18 protein-coding genes are annotated in these 19480 nt (G+C 65.0%); 6 read left to right on the top strand and 12 right to left on the bottom strand.

From position 1 onward, the window contains the following. Positions 1–55: 55 nt before the first annotated feature. Positions 56–1234: an amidohydrolase family protein gene (locus N4S67_RS22650; RefSeq protein WP_390893477.1), complete on the top strand. Its 1179-nt coding sequence runs from the start codon at positions 56–58 to the stop codon at positions 1232–1234. A gap of 35 nt (positions 1235–1269) precedes the next feature. Here the strand turns inward: N4S67_RS22650 and N4S67_RS22645 are convergent, their stop codons facing one another. The 4 genes from N4S67_RS22645 to N4S67_RS22630 form a co-directional block, all read right to left on the bottom strand. Next, positions 1270–2811 carry a class I adenylate-forming enzyme family protein gene (locus tag N4S67_RS22645; RefSeq protein WP_390893489.1) on the bottom strand — a complete coding sequence of 514 codons (1542 nt, stop codon included), beginning with the start codon at positions 2809–2811 and terminating at the stop codon, positions 1270–1272. Positions 2812–3034: 223 nt separating this feature from the next. Then, positions 3035–4234 (bottom strand): acyl-CoA dehydrogenase family protein, encoded by a 1200-nt coding sequence (locus tag N4S67_RS22640; protein WP_260995249.1) that lies wholly within the window; start codon positions 4232–4234, stop codon positions 3035–3037. Then, on the bottom strand, positions 4231–5205 hold the full coding sequence (locus tag N4S67_RS22635; protein ID WP_260995248.1) for an acyl-CoA dehydrogenase family protein: 975 nt from the start codon (positions 5203–5205) through the stop codon (positions 4231–4233). Before N4S67_RS22635 ends, N4S67_RS22640 begins: the two co-directional genes overlap by 4 nt. A 7-nt stretch (positions 5206–5212) precedes the next feature. Continuing rightward, entirely contained in the window at positions 5213–6409 is a 1197-nt protein-coding gene (locus N4S67_RS22630; RefSeq protein ID WP_260995247.1) for an amidohydrolase family protein, read from the bottom strand. Between the two features lie 106 nt (positions 6410–6515). Between N4S67_RS22630 and N4S67_RS22625 the strand changes: the two genes are divergently transcribed. Further along, positions 6516–7643 (top strand): acyl-CoA dehydrogenase family protein, encoded by a 1128-nt coding sequence (locus tag N4S67_RS22625; RefSeq protein ID WP_260995246.1) that lies wholly within the window; start codon positions 6516–6518, stop codon positions 7641–7643. Beyond that, complete coding sequence (locus tag N4S67_RS22620; protein WP_260995245.1) at positions 7640–8542, top strand: TIGR03619 family F420-dependent LLM class oxidoreductase; 903 nt, start codon at positions 7640–7642, stop codon at positions 8540–8542. The genes N4S67_RS22625 and N4S67_RS22620 overlap by 4 nt, the downstream gene beginning before the upstream one ends. Positions 8543–8548: 6 nt before the next feature. Here N4S67_RS22620 and N4S67_RS22615 read toward each other — a convergent pair whose 3' ends face one another. Continuing rightward, positions 8549–8986, bottom strand: a complete 438-nt coding sequence (locus tag N4S67_RS22615; protein ID WP_260995244.1) for a nuclear transport factor 2 family protein — start codon at positions 8984–8986, stop codon at positions 8549–8551. A gap of 62 nt (positions 8987–9048) precedes the next feature. On the opposite strand from N4S67_RS22615, the gene N4S67_RS22610 reads away from it, so the two are divergent. The 3 genes from N4S67_RS22610 (at position 9049) to N4S67_RS22600 (ending at position 11437) form a co-directional block, all read left to right on the top strand. Beyond that, positions 9049–9681, top strand: a complete 633-nt coding sequence (locus N4S67_RS22610; RefSeq protein ID WP_260995243.1) for a cysteine hydrolase — start codon at positions 9049–9051, stop codon at positions 9679–9681. Between the two features lie 95 nt (positions 9682–9776). Continuing rightward, entirely contained in the window at positions 9777–10970 is a 1194-nt protein-coding gene (locus N4S67_RS22605; RefSeq protein ID WP_260995242.1) for an amidohydrolase family protein, read from the top strand. Beyond that, on the top strand, positions 10967–11437 hold the full coding sequence (locus N4S67_RS22600) for a MaoC family dehydratase (RefSeq protein WP_260995241.1): 471 nt from the start codon (positions 10967–10969) through the stop codon (positions 11435–11437). The genes N4S67_RS22605 and N4S67_RS22600 overlap by 4 nt, the downstream gene beginning before the upstream one ends. Here the strand turns inward: N4S67_RS22600 and N4S67_RS22595 are convergent. Genes N4S67_RS22595 through N4S67_RS22565 form a run of 7 tightly spaced genes read right to left on the bottom strand, consistent with a single transcriptional unit; the run spans position 11434 to position 19366 of the window. Further along, positions 11434–11934 carry an Rv2253/PknI dimerization domain-containing protein gene (locus N4S67_RS22595; protein ID WP_260995240.1) on the bottom strand — a complete coding sequence of 167 codons (501 nt, stop codon included), beginning with the start codon at positions 11932–11934 and terminating at the stop codon, positions 11434–11436. The genes N4S67_RS22600 and N4S67_RS22595 overlap by 4 nt on opposite strands. 12 nt (positions 11935–11946) lie before the next feature. Further along, positions 11947–13428: an MCE family protein gene (locus N4S67_RS22590; RefSeq protein WP_260995239.1), complete on the bottom strand. Its 1482-nt coding sequence runs from the start codon at positions 13426–13428 to the stop codon at positions 11947–11949. Then, on the bottom strand, positions 13428–14609 hold the full coding sequence (locus tag N4S67_RS22585) for an MCE family protein (RefSeq protein WP_260995238.1): 1182 nt from the start codon (positions 14607–14609) through the stop codon (positions 13428–13430). The genes N4S67_RS22590 and N4S67_RS22585 overlap by 1 nt, the downstream gene beginning before the upstream one ends. Then, the gene (locus N4S67_RS22580; protein WP_260995237.1) at positions 14606–15991 is read right to left on the bottom strand and encodes an MCE family protein; all 1386 of its coding nucleotides are present in this window, start codon (positions 15989–15991) and stop codon (positions 14606–14608) included. The genes N4S67_RS22585 and N4S67_RS22580 overlap by 4 nt, the downstream gene beginning before the upstream one ends. After that, a complete protein-coding gene (locus tag N4S67_RS22575) occupies positions 15988–17070 on the bottom strand; it encodes an MCE family protein (protein WP_260995236.1) in 1083 nt (360 codons plus the stop codon). Before N4S67_RS22575 ends, N4S67_RS22580 begins: the two co-directional genes overlap by 4 nt. Continuing rightward, positions 17067–18095 (bottom strand): MCE family protein, encoded by a 1029-nt coding sequence (locus N4S67_RS22570; protein ID WP_260995235.1) that lies wholly within the window; start codon positions 18093–18095, stop codon positions 17067–17069. The genes N4S67_RS22575 and N4S67_RS22570 overlap by 4 nt, the downstream gene beginning before the upstream one ends. After that, positions 18092–19366, bottom strand: coding sequence for an MCE family protein (locus tag N4S67_RS22565; protein ID WP_260995234.1), 1275 nt, complete (start codon positions 19364–19366; stop codon positions 18092–18094). Before N4S67_RS22565 ends, N4S67_RS22570 begins: the two co-directional genes overlap by 4 nt. Between the last annotated feature and the right edge of the window lie 114 nt (positions 19367–19480).

Here is a 19480-nt window from a genome sequence, read left to right as displayed (position 1 = left end):
GGATAGCGACGTTGCCGTCATGAGGTGTCTTGCCGGCGATGGAGAGGAATTGACGATGACCGAGCCCAAGGCTTTCGAAGTGTGGGATGCCGACAACCACATGTACGAGACCGTCGACGCCTACACGCGCTATCTGCCGGAGAAGTACTCGGAAGCGCTCAAATTCGTGGAAGTGAACGGCCGCAAGAAATTGCAGATACTCGGCGTCATCACCGAAACCATTCCGAATCCGACCTATGAGGTGATCCCCACGCCAGGTGCATGGTCGGATTACTTCCGGGGCATAAATCCCGAAGGGAAGACGCTACGGGAGCTGGCCAAGCCCATCCGGTGTCCCGACGAATTCCGCCGTCCCGATCTTCGCCTGGCGTTGATGGATCGCCAGGGTGTCGACGGCGCCGTGATGTTCCCGACGACGGCGGGCATGCTCGAGGAGAGAACGAAGTCCGACACCGAGCTCACTCACGCGGTCACCCATGCGTTCAATCGGTGGCTCCTCGAGGACTGGACGTTCAACTATCAGAACCGGATCTTCGCCGTACCTGCCATCTCCCTGAACGACCCCGCTCTCGGTGTCCGGGAGCTCGAATGGTGCCTGGAGAACGGCGCCAAGACGGTACTGATTCGGCCGGCACCCGTCCCGCGCGAAGACGGCACTTCGCGTTCCGCAGCGCTACCGGAATTCGACGACTTCTGGCGGCTGGTCGAGTCTTCGGGCATCTCGGTGCAAATGCACAACTCGGACTCGGGCTATGAGCGTTACGTCGACGATTGGGAGGACGCAGCGGAGTTCAACGGTTTCGCTCTGAGCAAGCTGCGCGGTTTCATCTACGAGGAGAGTCGAAACATCTTCGACACCCTCGCCGCCTTCATCGCTCACGGAGTGTTCGAGCGCTTCCCCGGGGTGCGGATCGGCGTGGTCGAGAACGGTGGCTCGTGGGCACACCGCCTGTTGGACGTCTTCGACCGGGTGTACCGCAAAAGGCCATATGACTTCGACGAGCATCCCAGTGATGTCTTCCGCAGGCACGTCTGGATCAATCCGTTCCACGAGGAGGACATGTCCCAGCTCGTCGACCTCCTCGGGGCGGACCGGGTGATGTTCGGTTCGGATTACCCGCACCCCGAAGGCCTCGCCGAACCCGCGGACTTCGTCAGCGAACTCGCCGACCTTCCCGCCGATACCACCGCGCGCGTCATGGGCGGAAACTTGAAGGAACTGATCGGCCTCTAGCCGCAAAGCGTCTCAAGGGCGCCTGCGCAGTACGGCTAATGACTGCCGAATCGAGCACGCAGCTCGTTCTTCAGAACCTTGCCGGTGAGGTTGCGTGGTAGCGCCTCGATCAATTCGAGACGCTCGGGAGATTTGTGCCGGCTCAAGCCCTGTGCCTGACAGTGGCCGGCCAATTCAGCCAGCGTGACTTCACGTCCGGGTTCAGCGACCACGACGGCACACACCCGCTCACCGGTGCGAGGATCCGGCACACCGATGACCGCTACGTCCGCGACTGCGGGATGGGCGGCCAGCACACCCTCGATCTCCAGCGCCGAGATGTTCTCCGCATTGCGGATGATCGCGTCTTTGATCCTGCCGGTGACGACGACGTTGCCCTCGCCGTCGATCCGCCCCCGGTCCCCGCTGCGGAACCACCCGTCGGCATCGAAGGCGTCGGCATCCAGTGTCTCGTCGACATATCCCAGGAAGCACTGCGGTCCCTTGAGCCGCAGTTCGCCTTCCTCGCCGACGGCGGCCTCTCGTTCGTTGTCATCGACGACACGGACCGAGACTCCGGGTACCGGCCTGCCCACGGTGTGGTCGAGCACCTCCGGCGCTCCGTCCGGGGGTGGTGAGGTGACGACGGGAAACTCGGTGAGTCCCCAAGCATTGGCCACTCCGGCAACAGAGAACGTCTCGCGCACTAGCCGCCCCAGCTCCGCGGTGATCGGCGCGCCACCGCCCACGCAACCACGCAGGGCGGGATAGAGCGGCTCCGGGCCGTGGGCGCGCTGGGCGGCCATGAACGCGACGAAGAAGGGGGTAGCCGTGCCGAGCATCGTCGGCCGATGCCTCGCAATAGCCTTTGGCGTGAGCACCGGGTCGAAGCTGTCGAACAGCACCAGCCGCATGCCGGTGAGCAGGCTCGCCGCCAGCATGGCCGCGCCGCCGATGTGCGACACCGGAAAGGCGATGGGGTTGACGTCGGTGTTCGACGCACCGAACATCCCGACCACCCCTGCCGACCCGGCAATCACCGAGCGGTCACAGTGGCGCACGCCCTTCGGCGCCGCAGTGGTGCCCGATGAGTAGTACACCCATCGTGGCAGGGTGGCCGAAGTCGAAGGGGTAGGGAGCAGGGCGGGATCACCGGCCGGCAGCCGAAGACCGTCGACGATCGGCGCCGCGTGATCGACGACCACGATGGTCATCGGGTGATCCCTCGAGAGTTCGTCTGCGAGAGCGACGTGGTCGAAGCCGCGCCACACGCCGGGAACGATGAGGAACTCGGTGCCGAGTTGCCTTGTCACAAAGCCGACTTCGCTCTCCCGCCAGATCGGCAGGACGGGATTCTGCACGGCTCCCAACCGGGTCAACGCCACCATGACGACCATCGTCTCCAGCGTGGTCGGCAGCTGCCACGACACCACGGAACCGTCGCCGACCCCGCGTTCGGCCAGCGCCGCTGCGGTGGCCTCCGCCGCATCGCGCAACTGCGAATTCGTCAGGCTGCGACCGAAATCGTCGACGAGGACCACACGGTTCGGATGTTCACGGGCGGCTGTTTCGACCAAGCTCCAGTAGGTGCCGATCATTGGCATCTGTTGTTCTTCGCGCAAGCGCTCATCGGCGTGTGCTGTTCTTCGCGCAAGCGCTCATCGGCGTGTGCTGTTCTTCGCGCAAGCGCTCATCGGCGTGTGCTGTTCTTCGCGCAAGCGCTCATCGGCGTGTGCTGTTCTTCGCGCAAGCGCTCATCGGCGTGTGCTGTTCTTCGCGCAAGCGCTCATCGGCGTGTGCTGTTCTTCGCGCAAGCGCTCATCACCGACTCGGCAGGAGCAGCCGACGCTTCGCCAGAATATTGCGCATCATCTCGTTGCTTCCGCCCGACACCGTATACGCACGTGACCACAGCCAGCATTCTCGCAAACGCTGCTTGGCCTGTTCGACGCTCGGATCGGCGGCCTGGGTGCAGACTGTGGCCGCGAGTTCGGCGCCGTACGCCGAAACACGGTGATAGGTCTCGGCGAAGCTGAGCTTGGCGATAGAACCGTCGCCCGGTTGCTCAGCGCCGACGACGAGACGTTCGACATGGTCGTCGATGAACGACTTCGCCACTTCGACTTCGACGGCCCACTCGGCCACTCTCTGCCGAATGTCGTCGTGCTCGAGAGCCGGTCTGCCGTCGAGCGTGGCGTGACGCACCACGGTGACGAGATCATCGATAAGCAGATCCAGCAGGATCACGTTGCCGCCGATTCCGAAGCGTTCGAATTCCAAGCCGGCCATGATGATCGACCAACCCTGACCGGGCTCGCCGATAACACTGTCGGCGGGAACCTCTACGCCGTCGAGAAAGACCTCGTTCACCTCGATCGCCTCGTTGATCGTCCGGATTGGACGAACCTCGACGCCGGGCGACGACAACGGAACGACGATGACCGAAAGACCATGGTGGCGTGACGATGCCGGGTCGGTGCGAATGAGCGCCAACCCCATATCGGCCCAGTGCCCGTCGGTGATCCATGTCTTCTGACCGTTGATCACCCACGTTCCGTCTGGCTGCGCTGCAGCCCTGCTGCGAACGGCGGCCATATCGCTGCCCGCGTCCGGCTCACTGAGCAGCTGACACCAGACATGCTCACTGCGCCGAATCGGTGGCAGCAGTGCCGCTTTCTGTTCCTCGGACCCGAAGTGCAGCAGCACGTGAGCCGCCAGATTGACCTGGTCCACCGGCCGCGGCGCCCGGGCGCGCAGGATTTCCTCGCTGAGAATGCGGTCGTGGAGTGGGTGGTGATCGGCGCGCCCGCCATGTTCGACCGGCCAGTCCCCGCCGACGAAGCCCGCGTCGAACAGCGTGGCGAACCACCTGCGCAGTTGCGCTTCCTGCTCGGCGTTCTCAGGCGCCCGCCGCCCTTCCCGCGCGTCGAAGGGAGGTGCGTGCTGGGCGATGTGCGCCCTGACGCGATCCCGGAACTCGGTCAATTGCGCTTCACTGGCACCGACGCTTGCGGCGCTCACCAGCCGGACCTCTCCGCGACGAGCGCCCTGCTGGCGCGAGCCGTTCCGAGCATGAAGCCGTTTGTGAACACCCGGCGAAGCTCATGGTGCAACGGGTACTCCCAGGTGAAGCCGATGCCGCCGGACAGTTGCATGCATTCGTCGACGGCGGCCGTCGCATTCGCAGTCACGTAGGCGTGGGCGGTGGCGGCCAGCGCGACCGCGTCGTTTGACTTTTGATCCGTTAAGGCCCGAGCGGCCTTCATGATGATCGCGCGCGCCTTCGCCTCGAACACCAGCAGATCCACCAGTCGGTGTTGCACCGCTTGGAAACTGGCGATCGGCACACCGAAGGCGATGCGCCCCTTCAGGTAACCGACCAGCCGCTCGAACGTGGCGGACAGGGCTCCGAGCGAGTCTGCGCTGAGCAGCACCCTGGCCACCGCGAGCAGCTGATCCGCTCGTTGAGGTTCACCGATCAGAACGCTGTCGGCGCCAGCGATCTCGACACGCCATGCTGCGCGGCCGAGGTCCAGCAGCTCGTCATCTCGGCTCTTCGGCAGGGCGTCGGACACCTCGACGAGATGAATCCCGTTGCTTCCCAGCGTGATCAAGATGTCGAGGGCGTCGCCATGCACGACCCGCACGGTGTCGCCGGCGACCGCACAACCTGCCGTTGCGGTTCCGTCGATCATCGCGGGCAACCATCGGTCCCGGAACTCTTCGGGTGCCGAATTCAGCGCGGCCGCAGACAGTACACAGCCGAACCAGGTCGAAGTATTCTGCGCGCGAGCGAGTTCCTCCGCGATGATCGTCGTCTCGACTGGACGCCATCCGCTGCCGCCGAGATCCTCCTCGACGAGTAGCCCCGTCCAATCCATCGCCGCGAGCTCTTTGACAGACCCCTGCCCGACACGCCCATTGAGGAACTCGCGCGCCGCTTCGCGCAGTAGAGCGAGGTCGACCGAATCCTGACCGATGTCGTCTGCCATGCAGCGGCTAGCTCCGGCTGAGCAACTGGTCGGCGTTGTCTCGCATGATGCGCTTCTTGGCCGCTTCGTCGAGGGGGTCCAGCAGCTTGATGAAGTCGGCAGGCTCCGCGAGCCCTTCGGCGTGCGGGTAGTCCGAGCCCATCAAGAAGCACTCGTCGTATCCGAGGCGTTCGACGATGGCCGGGATGTCGTCCTCCGGATACGGCACCACACCGACGTGCCTGCGGAAGATCTCCGACGGGCGCTCGGTGAGTTTGCCTCCGATCCAGGGTCCATTGCGGCCCATCCCCCGGCTCTTGTCCATGTGGATGACGAACTGCGGCACCCACTCCGCGCCGTGTTCGGCGACCAGCACGTTGAGCCCGGGGAATCGGCCGAAGAGGTTGTCGAAGATCAGCGCCGACAGGGTGTCCTCTATCGGACGCTGGCCGTAGATGTTCATCCACTGCCATGCCGACATGTGCCATGCCGCAGGATCCGGGTTGTGCCCCCACGCCGGCGAGATCGCGTTGAAGTACCAGAACGGCTGGATATGGAAGACCAGCGTGCAACCGGCCTCCTGCAGTCGCGCGTAAATCGGGTCGAAGTAGGGGTCCCCGGGTGACCGCCCGTGGGCAGGACCCGTCGGCAGCAGAACCAAGCGCGCGCCCTGTTCAATGATCGCCTCGGTTTCAGCGATCGACGCGTCGAGATCGCGCAGCGACAACAAGGCCGTCGCGTAGATCTTGTCCTGGTGGTTGAAACCCCAGGTTTCGTCGAACCAGCGGTTGAACGAGCGCAGGTTGGCGTACAGCGCCTCGGTGTCGTCGACGTAGTGCTCTGCGGCCAGCGCCATCCCGGCCGGGAAGATGACCGCGCGCTCGACGTTCTGCTGCGCCATCACCGTCAGGCGCGCATCGCGCTCGAGCCACTCCGGTTGCATCGGCTGCGGCTCGTAGGTCTCGTCGGGATTACCCGAACCCATTTGTTTGAGCATCTCCTTGAGCGAACCGGGCCGGTAAGCGAGGTCGAATCCGAGGCCCGCCTCGCTGTTGAAGGTGGCGATCCGGTGGCCGGCGAGGATCACCTCTTTCCCGTCCGCGGCCCGCACCGGCGTGATAGCCCGGTCGTGAAACTGCTTGGGCAGATAGCGGGTAAATGCGTCGCGCGTCTCGTAGCAGTGCGTGTCGCAGTCAAAGATCCCGTAGTCGAGGTTCGTCGTCACGGCGCGGCTCCTTAATGCGAGAATCTGTATTCTCCTATTTCAGAAAACATACTATCCTCGGCCGAGAATGCCTATCACTGGGTCGGCTGAGCACGCGAAGGATGACATGACCGCAAGTGAGGCCGACGAGCTCCGGCGGGCTGTTCGCGACTTCCTGAAATCCGCGTCGTCCTCTGCCCGCGTCCGCGAACTCATGGAGACTGACGACGGCGTCGATCGCGCGGTGTGGGCGCAGATGGCGACGGAATTGGGGCTGCACGGGATCGTGATACCCGAGCAGTACGGCGGTGCAGGCGCGGGCATGGCCGAGCAAGCTGTCGTCTTCGAGGAGATGGGCTCGGCGCTGTTGTGCGCGCCGTTCTTCTCCACCATCGCCTTGGCCGCACAGGCGATCCTCTGCAGTGGCGATCCGGCCGCCATGGCCGATTACCTGCCCACGTTCGCCGACGGGTCGGCGACGGCGACGTTGATCCTCAACGGTCGCCTCGAGGCATGGGATCCACGCGCAGTCACGCTGACCGCCCGCACTGAAGCCACCGGGTACCGAATCAGCGGCGACGCGGACCTCGTGCTCGACGGCCGCACCGCCGACGTGCTCCTGGCCGCGGCCCGCACCACGGCTGGAATATCGTTGTTCGCGGTCGCTGCGGACGCCGACGGCCTGACCCGCGAACCGCTCGTGACGCTGGACCGCACCCGCAAAGTGGCCCGCATCCGGTTCGACGACGTTGCCGCCCGACTGATCGGGATCGACGGTGAGGCGGCGCACGGGCTCGCCACCACGTCGGACCTGGCCATCATCGCGCTGGCGGCCGAGCAGGTGGGCGCCGCCCAGCGCTGCCTGGACATGGCCGTGGACTACGCCAAGGAACGCATCCAGTTCGGTCGCGCCATCGGCAGTTTCCAGGCGATCAAGCACCGGTGTGCTGACATGCTCGTTCTCGTCGAGGGCGCTCGTTCCGCCGCCGTCCACGCCGCGGATTGCGCCGGTGGCGACGGGCTCCCGACCGCCGCTGCGGTGGCGAAGCTGACATGTTCGGAAGCATTTCTCCAAGTGGCACTGGACAGCATGCGGATTCACGGCGGCATCGGTTTCACTTGGGAACATGACGCACACCTCTACGTGCGGCGCGCCAAGGCAAGCGAACTGATCTTGGGCGATCCGGATCACCACATCCAACGCCTGGCAGCCCTCGTCACATCATCAAGTCACCACCCGGAAGGACGATCGTGACCATCTCCTACTCCTTGGAACTGCCGACCCACCGGGTCGAGGCGGCCGAAGAATTCGTCACCGCCGAGGCGATCGCCGAGATCGCCCGTGTCGGTGAGGCGAGCGGCTTCGGCGCCGTGCACGTCACCGACCACCCCGCACCCGATGCGAAGTGGCTCGACCACGGCGGACATCACGCCCTCGACCCATTCGTCGCCTTATCGTTCGCGGCCGCCGCGACCACGGATGTCAAGCTGCTGACCAATGTCTACATCGCGGCGTACCGCAATCCCTTCCTGGGCGCAAAGTCGATCCAGAGCCTGGCCGTGCTCTCCGGCGGACGGCTGATCCTCGGTACCGCGGCGGGCTATCTGAAGCCCGAGTTTCGGGCTCTGGGAATCGATTTCGACAACCGCGGTGCCTTGCTCGACGAAGCGCTCGACGTGCTGAGCAAGACACTCACCGGGGAGGACGTCGCGTACGAGGGCACGTTGTTCAATGCCCGCGGGGTACGGCTGTACCCGGTGCCGGCCACACCCCCGCCGGTGTGGGTGGGCGGCAACAGCAAGCCCGCGGTACGCCGAGCGGTCTCACGCGCGCAGGGCTGGGCACCGTTCAACACCTTCGGCTACGCGGCCGCGTCGCGAACCGCGGAGATCTCCACTCTCGACGAGCTGGAGTCGGCGATCGCGTGGGCCAAGAAGTACGCCGCCGAGATCGGCCGCACCGAACCGCTGGACATCTGCTTCTCCGCGGGCAACCTGCTCGATGACAGCAAGTCGATCGACGAGCGGCACGCCTCGGTCGCCAAGCTGGAGGCCCTGGGGGTGACGTGGGTGACCATCGCGGCTCGGGGCGGCACCCGATCGGAAGTCGTCGGTAACGCCCGGTCCTTCGCCGACGAGTTCATCGCGATCTGACCCGACTCAGGCCATCAGACTGTCGGCTGCGAACGCGTCCACCTTGATGCGACGGTGGGCGAACAGCCATTGACCGGACAGTGGCGCCAAGACGTCGCGATACCGGCCCCAATGGTCCAGTCCGATATCGGTGTGAACGGCGAAGTAGCTGTTCACAGCGACTCGGTCGCGCGTCACCGACTCGAATCTGACACTCGAAACATGGTGACGCACATGCGTCGGCGCCCTCCGCGTCGAACTCGGTTCCCGTGTCATCGCAGCACCGAGCCCTGCCTCGATCGCCTCCGGACCGGTCAGCGGATCCGCACCACCGGTGAACTCGAGCACACCGTTCGGCCCGAAGCACGCCGCGAGGGCGCGGAGATCGAACCGGTCGGTGGCGGCGGTGTAGTCGGCCATCGTTTGACGCACCGACTCCCGTACCTCGATCTCCCACGCCTCCATCGGACCTCCAAGTCCCCGTGCATCTGGAATTCACGCTCCCCCACACGATAACGTCTGTTCTCATGCCGCAACCGCAACTGTCCGACCTGCTCGATCCGACAACCACGGCACTCGTCACACAGGAGTGCCAAGGCGGAGTCATCGGACCACAAGCGGGCCTGCCCATGCTTGCCGAAGAGGCTCGACGGGAGGCGATCCCGAACATCGGCCGATTGCTCGCAGCGGCCCGCTCAGCCCGTGCCACGGTCGTGCACTGCCTGATCCACAGGCGCGCCGATGGCCGCGGCTCGAATCACAATGCGCGGCTGTTCGCGGCCGGGAAGTCGTTCCCCGCCGACCTGACTCCCGGCAGTCTCGGCGGCTCAGTGCTGCCGGAGTTCGGGCCTGAGTCATCCGATCTCGTCCTGACACGCACTCATGGGATGGGTCCGATGACGGGTACGGATCTAGACTCGGTGCTGCGCAACCTCGGGATCACGACGATCGTCGGCGTCGGTGTGTCGGTCAACGTTGCGATCACGAACTTCGCCATGGATGCGGTCAACCGCGGCTACCAGTTCGTGCTCCCCCGCGACGCGGTCAGCGGTTTCCCGAAAGAATACGCCGATGCCGTGATCGACAACACGTTGTCCCTGCTCACGACCGTGACGACGACCGCCGCCGTCGTCGATACGTGGCACTCCGCGGGGGGCTGAGCACCCTCGGTGGAGGTTGATCGACTGAAGTGATAACGTCGTTCTCACCTGGCGTAAATGATCATATCCGCTGCTCTGATGGAGGGTTCAGCCACATGTCTCCCCGTTCCCTGCCGTATCCCGTCTTCGACATCGACAACCACATGTACGAGACGCAGGACGCCCTACTGAAGTACCTGCCGAAGCAGCACCGGGGCAAGGTGGGCTACGTCGAGGTGAACGGTCGGCCGAAGCTCGTGGTCAAGGACCACATCAGCCACATGATTCCGAATCCGACCTTCGAGCGCGTCGCCAGGCCGGGTAGCGCCGAGGACTACTTCCTCGGCAACAACCCGGAAGGCTTGAGCTTTCGCGAGTTCATCGGCGAGGCAATGGATGTCATCCCCGCCTACCAGTATCCCGCACCTCGCCTGGAGCTGATGGACGAACTCGGCATCGACCAGTGTGTCATGTATCCCACCCTGGCCAGCCTGATCGAGGAACGGACCACCGACGACGTAATCCTGACCCATGCGATCATCCACGCGCTCAACGAGTGGATGTACGAGCATTGGACCTTCAACTACGAAGACCGGATCTTCGCCACTCCGGTGATCTGCCTGCCACTGGTCGACGAGGCCATCAAGGAGTTTCACTGGTGCCTGGAGCGCGGAATGAAGACCTTCCTGGTCCGGCCCGCCCCGGTGCCGAGCCGCTTCGGCGGGTCACGCTCGATGGGCCTTCCGGAATACGACCCGTTCTGGCAGGAGGTCGTCGATGCCGGCATCCCGGTGACGTTCCACGCTTCCGACAGCGGATACCAGAAGCATCTGATGGAGTGGGAGGGCGGCGACGAGTACCTGTCCTTCAAACCGAGCGCGCTGCGAGAGGTCGTGATGGGCTTCCGCGCCATGGAGGACACACTTGCCGCGCTGATCTGCCACGGGGCGCTCTCGCGCTTCCCGGATCTGAAGGTCCTGGTGGTCGAGAATGGCAGCGGGTGGGTGCGAAATCTTCTGCGGCTGCTGGACAAAGCGTATCGGACGATGCCCAAGGAGTTCGATGAACACCCGGTCGAGGTGTTCAAGCGCAACGTCTACATCCACCCGTTCCTCGAAGACGACATCAGGGGGATCATCGATATCATGGGCGAGGACCACGTGATGTTCGGTTCCGACTTCCCCCATCCGGAGGGCATCGGCGATCCGCTGAGCTTCGTGGACCGGCTCGACGGAGTCTCCGAGACCGCCAAGGCGAAGATCATGGGCGGCAACGCGATTGAGCTTCTGGGTCTGAAGGTCTCGGTGTGACGCAGACGGCTTCGCCGACGGAGTATGCGGGAATCGCGGCCTTCGAGGCACACGTCGGGGAGCACCTCGGGTACAGCGGCTGGCGAGAGGTCACCCAGAAGGAGATCGACCTGTTCGCCGAGGCCACCGGCGATCACCAGTGGATCCACGTCGACACGGAGAAGTCCGCGAAGGGCCCGTACGGCAAGACGATCGCCCACGGCTATCTCACGCTGTCGCTGGTGCCGATTCTCGTCCAACAGATCTATCGGGTCACGGGCTTGTCGATGCAGGTCAATTACGGCGTGGACAAGCTGCGGTTCCCGGCGCCCGTTCCGGTCGACTCCCGCATCCGCGCGGGGGCCGAGCTGATCAGGGTGGACCGCACCGGTACCGGGGCAAGGGCCACGGTGCGGGTCACGGTCGAGGTCGAGGGCTCCGATCGGCCGGCGTGCGTAGTCGACACCATCGCCGCGATGGTCGATTAAGTCTTTGGGATCAGCTTCAGGGGCATCTCGATATTGACTGGCTTGTTCACCCCACACGCCCCGCTGGGGCCGAGCGTGTTGTCCCAGCCCCGCAGGTTGGGCAGGTCGAAGTGGTCCACGAAGAATTTGAAGGTCTGCTCTCCCGGCGCGGCGGTGCCGTCCGGACACTTGACCCAGTCCGGCAGAGTGCGCGTGACGTACCACAGCGGATCGGTGTAGGAGATGTCAGCGGTCCAGCCCTGATCACTGGTCATCTGCCCCGAACAGTCGATCGCCGTCCGACACGACGTGGTGATGGTCCATGTGCTGACCACCGTGGCCTGCCGCTGCCGTCGTTCGCTGGTCTTCGCAAACACGCCGTCGGAGATCACGGTGAACGTGCCGTTCAACGCGAACTGCTCGAGATCATCGGCGACCGCGATTCCCGGCTTGACCAGCCCGGGACCACAGATCATGACCAGGAGCGCGACGAGCGCCGCCCGGTTCTGCCGCGACATGCCAACCCCTTCCTACTTCTGCGGTGGAAACATCATGTCCTGCCAACGTTTTGGACCCGGGTTCTCGACCAGGTCGGACTGGGTGCGGGGGAACCCGTCGGGGCCGAGGTAGCGCCCGGTCCGCGGGTCGTAGGTGGTCACCGCCGCGGCCGGGTCGGGCGGCGGGGGTGCCTCAGGTGCCGGGCCAGGTGCCGGAGGCTGGGTTCCCTCAACGGGACCGAACAGCAGCGGATCCCGAGTCACCCGGTCATCGGGCGGAATCCCCTGTGCGATCAGATTGGGATCGAGCGGGTACGGACCCACGGCATGCTGCCGGAGCGCGAGCGGAACGAAAGGCTCATCACCGTCACACATCTGGACCGTGGGCGCCCGCTTGCCGGGATGCGCCATGCACGGCAGATTGCGAAGGCCACGCACCACGATCGGTGAGTCCTGCGGCAGTTTGCAGTACAACCCGTCCGGCGTGTCGATCGTTGTGGTGTCGGCCGGAGACCGCCACTGTGACGGCGGAAGAAACCCGACGGTGCACGCCGGCGGGTCTCCCATGCCGACGCGGAAGTTGCCCAGCGGTAGGCCGGTGGCGTTGGCGATGTGCGACAACGCGCCAAGGCCGGCGAAGAACGACGGGACGAGTACCAACAACTGCTCCAGCGACGGGTTGTAGGTCACCGCGACCTTGCCGAGGCTGGTCATGTTGGCCAGGAGCACCGGAAGCGTCGGCTTCACCTCGCTCATCAGCCGGCTGACCTCGTTGAGCGCCGCGGGGCCGTCCTGCAGCAACGTCCGTACCTGGGCGTCGTTGTCGACCAGTTGGTCGGTCACGCCGGCGAGGCTGCGCACCCAAGTCCGAGTCGCGTACGCCGATTGGGCGGCGCCATCGAGGAGCGGCACGCTGTCGTCGATGACCGCCCTGGACTCAGCCGACACGCCGACAAGGCCGTCGGTCAGTGTCGACCCCGAATCGATCAGCGACCCGAGGTCGTAGCCGGCGTCGTCGAGGGCCTTAGCCGATTCGTCGAGCAGTGCGGTGAGCCGTTCCCGCGGAATGGTGTTGAGCAGCGTGCTGGCTTTGTCCAGCATCGCCCCGGTCGCCGGGGGGACCGTCGCAGCCGCGATAACGGACCCGTCCCGCAGATACGGTGGCGACGACGTGCGCGGCAGCAGGTCGACGTACTGTTCACCGACGGCCGAGATGCTATGCACCTCGGCCACGAGGTCGGCCGGAATCTTGGGTGAAGTACCCAGCGAGAGCGTGGCTTTGGCCCCCGCTGAGGTCAGCGACACGTCGGTGACCTTGCCCACCTTCACCCCCCGGTAGGTGACGTTGGCGAACTTGTAGAGGCCGCCTCCCGCGGGCAGTTCCACCGTGACGGTGATCCGGCCGAGCCCCAGCAGCACCGGTGCTTGCAGGTATCCGAACGCCATCACCGTCACGCCGATGATGGATGCGATGGTGAAGATGACGAGCTGTACGCGGATCTGCCGGGTGAACATCAGCGTCCGCCTCCCGGGGGTGGCGGCGGCGGTACGATTCGCAGCGATTCCTCGTACGATGCGGGCGGCGGAGATATCGGTCCGCCCAGCGGGTTCCGGGAATAGTATGCGTCGTAGCCGATGTCGCCCGGCGCAGGTACCAGTTGCGCGTACTGATCCTCCCAACGGGTACCGGCCAGCAAGGTGCGTTTCAACCGCGCGGTGGTGAAGTCGAGGATGATGAACAGGTTCATGTAATCACCGCGGACACCGCGGTCGATGATGTTCTGGTTGAACGGCGCGGTGGGAAGGTACGCAAGGACTCGTGCGAGCTCGGGTCCGACGTCGGCCAGCGACTTGAGCGTCGGATCGAGATTCTTGAGGTTGGCCACCAGGTCGGCCCCGGACTCGTTGACCAGCGCCGTGGCCGTCTCACCGAACGTGCCGAGTTCCGTCAACGCCGCGGTCAGGTTGGGTCGCTCGGCGATCAGCACGTCGAGCGCCGGAGGAATGTCCCGCAGCGCCGACGACAACACCTCTCGCTGGTCGACCAGGGTGCCCGTGAGCCGACCGAGCGCCTTCATCGCCTCAACGAGCTCGCTGCGCTGGGTGTCGAAGACCCCGACGAATCGGTCCAGCCGGGTCAGCAGATCCCGCACCTGCGGCTCGCGGCCCGACAGCGCGGAGTTCATGCTGCGCACGACGTCGCCGATCTGGCCGAGATTGCCCCCGTTCACCAACGTCGACAGCGAGGTCAGCGTCTGTTCTGTCGACGGATAGGACGACGTCGACGCCAACGGAATTGTCGAGCCCGGCGGCAGAACGCCTCTCGGTGGTTCGTTCACCGGCGGGTCGAGGGCGATGTGCATCGACCCAAGCAGACTCGTTTGCCCCACTGTTGCTTCGGCGTTCGCGGGAACGGCGACGTCGGGTAGCACCGAGACCTCGACATTGGCGTGCCAGTCGTCGAACTGCATCCTGCCCACGCTGCCGACGACCACGTTGTCGATCATGACCGGCGAGTTCGACTCCAACGTCCCGACGTTGGCCAGTTCCAGGTGGTACACCGCGGCGTTGGGGCCGCGCCCTACGGCGCCCGGCAGGGACAGTGAGTTCAGCCCGGTGAAACTGCAGCCGGTGGCGATGAGGGCGATGCAACAAGCCACCGCAGCAACACTTTTCGCATTCCCGCGTCCGGTCATGACGGCGGACTCCCGTGCGGTGTCGGTGCCTCGGCGGGCAGCGGTGGACCGGGTGGCGTGATCGTGGGCGGAAGCATCAGGTCAGGAAGGGTCGTGGGCTGGAACGGTGGGGGCGCAGGCGGTCCGTATCCGGGTGGAGCGGGCACGTCGTTCTGGAACCCGGTGTACGCCGACACCGCGGGCGGTGCCTCTGGCGGCCCCGGCTCCGGGCCTTCCCCGCCGGGCGCCAGGCGCGGTTCGGTGTAGATGTAATCCTGCGGCGGCGGCACGGCGGCGAGGAACGGGTTCACTGGCAACGGAAGGTAGTTGAAGTTCATCGTGGCCAGCGCCGGACCGAGGTACTTAGCACACAGATTCGCCGACTCCGCGGAGGTGACGTTCTCGACCGCGGCGATCGCCCCGCAGACCAGGTGCATCGGATTGGCGAAGTTCGCGAACGCGAACGTGCCGACGATACCGCCGTCGCGGGGGTCGAAGAAGTTGAGCGTGTTCGCGATTCCCGTCGGCCCGACGTGCAGAAGCTGTTCGAGATCGCGCTGATGATCGACGATCACCTGCGTGACGTTCGTGAGCCGTTGAACCTGTTCGACGGTCTGATCGCGGCTTCCCCGCACGAACCGCTGCACGTCGTCCACGACCTCGGCGACGTTGGTCAGTGCGGCATCCAGGTCCGACCGGCTTCCGTCCAGGACACTGGTCAAGGTGGCGAACCGGTCCTGGAACTGCACGATCTGAGTGTTGCTGTCCCGTAGCGCACCGATGAATGTCGCCAGGTTCTCGATGATGTCGGTGATGTTGCCGCTGCCGTCGGCGAGAATTCGGCCGGCTTGCGACAACTGAGTCAACGTCGTGCGCAGTTTGGCGGCGTTGCCATCCATGGCGGTGGCGGCGCTGTCGATGAAGCGGGCCGCCGCGGTGCCCGACTCGTCGGTGCCGGTGCCGAGTTCGGTCGCCAGGCGGGTCAGCTGCTCTTTCACCTGGTCCCACTCCACCGGTATCGCGGTGCGGCCGATCGGGATCGCCGCCCCGGCCGGCATTGTCGGACCGCTGGTTTCGTAAGCCGGGGTCAACGCGACGTAGCGCGCCGCGATCAGGTTCGGCGCAACGATGACCGCCTTCGCGTCGGCCGGTATCGGGACGTCGCGGTCCACTGCCATGGTGACCTTCACCTGCGGACCGTCCGGTTCGATCGACTCGATCAGGCCAACCTTGACTCCGGCCACCCGTACTTCGTCGCCGGGATAGATCGCCGTGGCTTTCACGAAGTAGGCCGTCAGGGTGGCCGGTGCGAAGAACGCGCCGCGCACCAGTAGCGCCGAAGCCGCCAGCAAGAGGACCAGTAGAGTCGCGGTCAGTGCAACCCTACGATTGCGGGGTCTCATTGTGGCTCCAACGGAATGCCGTTGTACGGGAACGGAAGTTCAGCTCTCGGGCCGGCGTTGTCCGGCGGCTGGCCGGCGTTGGTGCCGCGTCGGAAGCCGAGCAGGTAGTCCAGGAACGGCTGGGTGAACTGACCGGGGATGAGGTTCGGCACAAACGCGGTGTAATACGGACCGCTGGAGACGATCTCACTCAGGGTGGAGAGGTATTTGGTCAGGCCCGGCAGACCTTTCGCGATGTTGTCACGGTTCTTCTCCAGCACCGCCATCACGGTGTTCAACTTCTCCAGCGCGGGCGCCAGCGCCTGCTCATTGTCGGCGATTACCCCCGACAGTTGTTCGGCGAGCGCCGATGTCGAGTTCAGCAGTGCGACGATGGCCTGCCGCCGCTCGACGAGAACGGCCGTCAGATCGTTGGCGTTGAGAAACAACTGGTTCACCTGCTGACTGCGCTCGGCGAGTATGTCGGTCACCTCACCGGTGTGGTCGAGCAGGTCGGCCACCGTGTCGTTGCGACTGTTGATCGATTTCGACAGCCGAGACAGTCCGTCGAACATCGGACCCAGTTGTGGTGCGATCTGGTCGATGGTGGCCGACAGCGTGTCCAGAGATTGGTTGAGCGAGCCGAAATCGGTGCCCGCGGTGTTCCTGGCCAGATCACCCACCGCCTCGCTGAGCGAGTAGGGCGAGGCGGTCCGCGACGCGGGGATGACGTCGAGTGCACTCATGGAGCCGGACCCGGCCGACTCCAGGGTCAGGATCCGCTCACCGAGCAAGGTTCCGGTCCGGATGTGTGCCGTCGTCTCCGAGCCGAGCACGACGCCGCTGTTCACCGTGAAGGCGACCAACGCCTTGCCGCGCTGCAGCGACACATCGGTCACCGAACCGACCTCGACGCCCGACACCTTCACCTCGTTGCCGGCGCTGAGGCCACCTGCTTCGGCGAAGAGTGCCTGGTAGCGGATTGCAGTTGCCCAGTTGATGATTCGTTCGGGCTTTAATCCCACCGCGATGATCAGCACGATGAGTACCGCGCCGATTATTCCGGCGCGGATCAGGTTCGACTCGCGATACTTGATCATGGCTCCTCGGCGCACCTACCGGTTTCCTGTTTGATCCATGGGAAAACCGCGGTACGGCCCTGCAGGTCAGTGACCCGGACCTGGATTCCGCACAAGTAGTAGTTGAGGAAGCTGCCGTAGGACCCGATGCGCGCCAGCTTGCGGTAGTTGTCCGGCGCCTTGCCGAGTGCGGCGTCGAGCTGCTCGCGGCCTGCCTCCAAATTCGGTGCCAGTCGGCCCAATTGAGCGATGGTGCCCGCTAGCGGCGAGCGGGCCTCGGTGAGCAGGTCGGCGAGTGAGGCGGTGCCGCCGGCGAGCCCGTCGATGGCGGTACCGATCGGGTCACGCTGGTCGGAAAGTTCACCGACCAGCCGATGGAGGCGGTCGATGTTGGCGGTGAACCGTTCGCCGTCTTGCTCGAGCGTGGCCATCGCGCTGTTCAGGTTGTCGATGAGTTCCTCGACGATCATGTGGTTGTCGGCCAGCGCATTGGTGAATGACGAGGTCCGTGAGAACAGCGACTCCACCGTGCCGCCCTGGCCCTGCATGATCTGAATCAGAGATGCCGTCAGAGCGTTGACATCGGCGGGATTGAGGCTCTGGATGACCGGTTTGAGCCCGCCGAGCAGGACGTCGAGATCGAGCGCCGGCGACGTGTGGTCGATCGGAATCTGGCTGCCCGTAGGAATCAGCCTTGTGGACCCGGGATGGTCGACCAGTTCCAGGTAGCGGTCACCGACCAGGTTGAGATAACGCACCGCGGCCCGGGTACCGGCGGTCAGCGGTACGGTGCGATCGGCATCGAAGCCCACGACCACGGTTTTGTCCGGTTTGAGCTCGACGGCTTTCACGGTGCCCACCCGCAGGCCTGCCGCCCTCACCGAATCGCCCACCTTGAGCCCGGACGCGTCACCGAAAACCGCCGTGTACCCGTTCGAGGCGCCGCCACGGTGCTCGCTGAAGACCATCAGCAGGATTCCGGTCAACAGCGTCATGATGACGGCGAAGATGCCGAATTTCGCGAATGTTACCCGCGTTGCGGTCATCCCGGCTGTCCGATCTGCATCGAGTTGCGCGGGGGACCGTCGATGGGACCGAACAGCAGTTGCTTGAGCCCGTCGGAGTTGAGGACTATTCCGGAGTTCCCGTACCGGTAGGGGTTGGCGCCGGTGTCGGCGACCAGATACGGTGGCCGCTTCTCGAACGGCACCGGCAACCCGGCGCATTGCGGCCCACCCTTGGCCGCGACCTTCGGCAAGTCCTGCGGGTAGCGGTAGCGTTCCACACCCCAGGTGAAGCCGGTGCTGACCTCGGCGCCGGGTAACCGCAACGGTGGTGCCTTCGTCAGCGGTATCAATCCCGACAGCAGGCAGTTCAGCGCGGGGTGGTACCTGTTGAGCAGATCGGTGGTAGGAACCAGCAGGCGCAGCGTGTCACTGAGGCCCTGGCGATTGCCGCCGATGACGTCGTTGGCGGTGCCGGAGACACCGATGACGCTCACCAGGAAGCGATCGAGGTTGGCCTGCTGATCGACGATGCTCTCGCTGAGTTTGGTCGAGTTGGCCAGCACCCGCATCAGGTCGGGCGTCACATCGGCGTAGGTGTTGAGCACCACTGGCGCCGCGGCGATGTCGCGACCTAGGTTCTGCAGGCTCGGATCGAGTTCAGCGAGAAAGCGTTCCATGTTTGTGAGGGCTTGGCCAAGCCGCTCCCCACGACCGCTCAGCGCCGTGGCCAACGCGGTGAGAGTGGTGTTCAACTTCGTCGGCTCGATCGCCGAGACCAGGGTGTTGAGTTGCTGGAACAGCGTGTTGATCTCGACGGTGACATGCTCGGCCGTGACGACCTGTCCGGCGCGCAGTCGCTGTCCTGACTCCTCGGCCGGCGGCAGCAACTGCACGTATTTGGCGCCGAAGACCGTACTTGCGGCGACGTTCACATCGACGTTGCCTGGAATCGAGTCGATCTCGGCGGGATCGAGCGCCAGATGGATGGCCGCCCTTCCATCGGGTAGTTCCTCGATCGAGGAGACCCGGCCGACTTCGACGTCGCGCATCTTCACCTTGGCGTCGGCGTTCATCACGAGTCCGGCGCGCTCGGCCACCACCGTGACAGGAACGGTGTCGCTGAACAGCTCCCCGCGGAACAGTTGGACGGCAAGCCCGAAGATCGCGGCGACCAGAGCGACCGTCAACAGTCCCGCCAGCGGCCGCTTGTAGCCGGCCGCGCCGAAGCTGCGCCCCGGTGTCGCTGCCGCGGGAGCCGCCGCACTGGCGGTCTCCGACCGGTGCATCGGCCCGGGCCCAGCGTTGCGCATCGTCGATGCGTCCCCTCGCAAATACTGACTCTCTCTTTCGAGAGTTTTGTTAGCGGTGTTTGAGAATGGTCATTTTCAGCTCCCGTGGGCTGACTCTACAGCACTCGCGCCTGT

This window comes from Mycobacterium deserti (assembly GCF_025345615.1).
GTDB lineage: Bacteria > Actinomycetota > Actinomycetes > Mycobacteriales > Mycobacteriaceae > Mycobacterium > Mycobacterium deserti.
This window is presented reverse-complemented; position numbering and strand designations above follow the sequence as displayed.